The 4,249-nt window shown below is 54.4% G+C and carries 3 protein-coding genes; 1 reads left to right on the forward strand and 2 read right to left on the reverse strand.

What is annotated here, in order from left to right; translation table 11 throughout:
* Positions 1 to 209: 209 nt before the first annotated feature.
* Positions 210 to 2,051, reverse strand: a complete 1,842-nt coding sequence (locus ACR0J0_RS23485) for an amidohydrolase (protein ID WP_480666404.1) — start codon at positions 2,049 to 2,051, stop codon at positions 210 to 212.
* Between the two features lie 298 nt (positions 2,052 to 2,349).
* Between ACR0J0_RS23485 and ACR0J0_RS23490 the strand changes: the two genes are divergently transcribed.
* Entirely contained in the window at positions 2,350 to 4,071 is a 1,722-nt protein-coding gene (locus tag ACR0J0_RS23490; protein ID WP_480666405.1) for an amidohydrolase, read from the forward strand.
* 88 nt (positions 4,072 to 4,159) lie between these two features.
* On the opposite strand, the gene ACR0J0_RS23495 is transcribed toward ACR0J0_RS23490, so the two are convergent.
* A partial coding sequence (locus tag ACR0J0_RS23495; RefSeq protein WP_211330766.1) for an EF-Tu C-terminal domain-related protein occupies positions 4,160 to 4,249 on the reverse strand: 90 nt, incomplete at its 5' end.

The following is a 4,249-nucleotide window of genomic DNA, read 5'->3' on the forward strand; positions in this document are numbered from 1 at the left end:
AGTCAGCCAGAAAAGGTCGCTCATATCACCGCTCCGGTTTTCGAGCCGTGAATCACGCAGCGCTTTGAAAATCAATGCATCCTGACCCTAGACAATCCTAGCAATTCAAAACAAAAAGGCCGCCCCTTGCCGGGCGGCCAAATTATCCGCAGATGTGCCGCCCGAGCCCAGGCCTTGGAATTTCCGGGGCAGTCGCCAAACGGCACCAGCTATTTCACAACGACCCGGCCATTCGTCAACCACGGGTCTTCGACCTTCATGCCCTGATAGATTGCGTGCAAGAAGACGTGGGCAAGAACAGGGTCGTTCGAAAACGGCGAGAAGTGCAGGTTTCCTTCTTTCACACTGTCCTCGGCCTGATAGATGACGACATCATCTTTTATCGTCGACAGTACTTTCAGATCCGCGAGTGTCTCGGGGTCGACCGCTGTTGGATCGTCGGACAGGATTACGAAGTCCGCAACTTTGCCGACTTCGATGGACCCTTTGTCATTCTCTTCAAAATGCTGCCATGCCGGCCAAATCGTCATCGCTTTCAGCGCAGTCATGACGTCGACCCGCTGATGCGGCCCAAGAATGTCGCCCGACCGGGTTCTGCGCGTCACCGTCGCGGCAAGGACGCGCATACTATTGGGCAGTGCGACCGGCGCATCGTGATGCGTACCGAACATCATGTCCCTTTGACGAAGCCATCCTGAGGGTGAGATGTTCTCGGCATTCAACGGGCCAACTGTGTGATCGCGATGCCAATCACCCCAATAAAAGGTATGCATGGGAAAAATGGACGGGAACACTCCTAGCCGTTTAAAGCTGGCGACCTGATCCTCTCGCAGGAATTGACCATGGATCAGAACGGGCCGGTTGCCGGGGTCGCCGTATTTCATCTGGGCAACCTCAAGGGCGGCGATCAGCATGTCCGACGCACCCTCTCCGTTAGAGTGCACAAGGATCTGGATACCGTTCTCGTAACACCAGTTCACGGCATCCTGGAGCTGATCCATCGTAATCGCCGCATAGCCCGCGTACCCCGCCGGATAGGTGCCAACCGGATCGTAATACGGGCGATCTCTGAGTGCGGTAAATCCTTGCGGCGACCCGTCAATGGTCAACTTGCAGCCGCCAACCCGAACGCGGTCCTGATAGGCGCGCGAGACATTGTCGCCAATGAAATCCCGCGACTCAAGAACATCTGGGAAAGCAACGACATCAATTGGAAGACCACCCTCTGCGCCCACTTTTTTCAGGGCCTGAACGATCTCACCTGACGACCGCCCCTCTTGCCCGGTCGTATACCCGAACTTGGCCCACAAATTGCTGCCAGCGCGGGCAAAGGCGATCATCCCCTCTTCACCCAAATCGCCTAGCAAGGGCACCAGCACTGCAAAGAAAGCGTATTCCTCCAACACGCCATTGGGTTCTCCGTTCTCGTCGCGCTGAATGACCCCGCCCGGAGGTGCCTCGGAACTTGCGGTGATACCTGCGATTTCCAGTGCTTTCGAGTTCGCCACACCCAAATGGCCGGACTGATGAATGATAACGACGGGCAGGTCAGCAGAGACAGCATCCAACTCTTGCCGGGTCGGGTGCCGCAGTTCTTTAAATTGTGCGTTGTCATAGCCGAACCCGATGATCATTTTCACTTTGTCGACGGCCTCAGAGTTCTCTTTTGCCCAATCCGAAAGCGTTGCTTGCAAACTGGCGATGTCGCGAACATCCCCATCCGGCGGCGCGAGCATATTGGCCGAAAGCGCTTGCAATCCGCCCATCACCACATGCCCGTGGCTGTCTACAAATCCCGGTAGCATCGCACGCCCGTCCAGATCGAAGGCCTCTGTTTCCTCACCGCGAAGGCCCGAGACATCGTCCACAGAGCCGACCGCCAGAATACGACCGTCCTTGACCGCGACGGCCTCGGCCGTCGGGCGCTCATCATTGATCGTCAGGATCGGACCACCAGAGTAGATCGTGTCCGCAACCTGTTGAGAAAAGGCAGCACTGCCCGAGAAAACAACAAATGTGGAAACAACAAGTGAAAGCGATGAAAAGTTCATCTTGCGACCTCATTTCTGCTGAAAATCTCTTTTCGACAAACCTAACATCAAATTCAACTTTGTCTGGAAAAAAGGGCTGGCCCTTCGGATATGACCTTCATCTGATCATTATTGGGGGACTACATCGATGACTAATACATCTGCATGCCAGCGCTCTTGGGGCATTTTCAGGTAGCGTAAAACGAAGACAGTGCGCCAGCTCGCACGCCTCAGCAAACTGGCCGACGTTCCTGAAAGTGGCAATTTCTCCCAGTCGCTATATCCTAACATTCCGATGATTTGTTGCGAGGGGACGTCTATGGACAGGTTTGTTGTTTCAGTAATTGCTGCTTTGGCCGCTGCTTCTCAAGCAGACGCGCAGTCCAACCGTAGCAATCCAACTGCAGATTACGCTTTGATAAATGGCACAATTTACACGATGGATGCGAACGGGACCATTGCCGAGGCCCTCGGAATTGAAGGTGACGAGATCGTCTATGTCGGTGATGCAGCAGGCCTTAAAGATGTCATTGGAATCGGGACAGAGGTCATCGACCTCAAAGGTCGAATGACCCTTCCCGGGTTTGTAGATGGGCATATTCATGCGGCGGCCGGCGGGTTGATAATGCTCGGGGTCGATTTGCAGACCGATGACAAGGACGAACTTTTTGCCCGCATCTGGAAAGAAGTCGAAACTAACAAGGACGACATAATCCTAGGCTATGGTGTTCGGTTCAATCCGTGGACAGACGGCAACCCGACAGCCGCCATGCTGGATGAAATCGAGTCTGACCGACCAGTTTACTTATGGGCCATCGATGGTCACGCGGCTTGGGTAAACTCCAAAGCACTGGAACTGGCGGGTATCGACAAGGACACCCCGGACACCTTGCCCGGGTTTTCATTCTTTGAACGAGACACTGACGGAAACCCAACGGGTTGGGTTATAGAAGTGCCCGCGCAAATGCAGGTTCTGACTTCTTTGGTCGACGTGAAACCGGAGTTTCTGGCCGATGGCGTTTCAAACTGGTTGCAGCGTTTCGCAGCGGCCGGGATCACCGCCGTGCATGACCATGGCATTCAGGGCATGAGCCAAGAAGAAGGCTTTCAGATGATGGCCGATTTTGAAAAGAACGGGGAATTGCCGATCCGTTTTATCGGCTCATACTATTGGAATGATGGGACAATCGATCCCCTGCCCGGCACTCAGAACCTTAGCGAGAGATTTGATTCCGAATTGGTCAAGGCAAGCTATCTGAAGATCAATATCGATGGCGGCGACGACAAATGGAATGCGCTCTATGTGGATCCGTATTCTGATAAACCCGAACTTGTGGTCGACCCGATTATTCCGATCAGGCTGGTCAAGGATGCCGTCATCCGCGCTGACGCGGCTGGTTTGAATGTTACGTGCCATTGCTTCGGAGATCTGGCGGTAAGAACCCTTTTGGACGCCATCGAGGCCGCAATCGAGGCAAACCCCGAACGTGAGCGTGCGCATAAGATAACACACGGCACGTTGATCCATCCCGACGATTACGCTCGGTTCGGAGAGTTGGGCGTCATTTATGACACGACCGGCGCGTGGATGACATTGGACCCGCTCATGCAATCCATTGCTACTTCCAGACTGGGTGAAGAGCGTGTTCAGGCGATGTTCCCGGTGAACAGAGTCGCGGCCGAGGGTGGCGTATTCTCATTTGGCTCGGACTGGCCTGTGTCCGGTTATGTATCCGAATATCGTCCACTTGCAGCCATTGAGGCGGGTGTCACACGCCAGTTGCCCAACCGCAGAGATGTTCCTCCACTCGGGGGAGAGGAAGCTAGAATACCTCTGCAACTGGCTCTTGAGGCGCATACGATCAATGCCGCAAAAGGTATGGGAATGGACGGTGAAATCGGCAGTCTCGAAGTCGGCAAAAAAGCTGACATCGTAGTGTTGGGTGAAAACCTGTTCGAAGTCGAACCGGAAGCAATCTCAGACGTCGACGTTGTTTACACGATAATGGGCGGTAATCTGACTTACGAGAAATTGGACTGAGTCAGACACCTTCCGAAACTTCTGACCATTACCAACGAAAAAAGGGCGCCCGTTTGAGCGCCCTTTCTTAGGTTATTCGCAGCGCGAATTACTCGATGATTTTCGAGACGACGCCGGCGCCGACGGTGCGGCCGCCTTCGCGGATGGCGAAACGCAGGCCGTCTTCCATCGCGATCGG

This window comes from Ruegeria sp. BF12 (assembly GCF_056538705.1).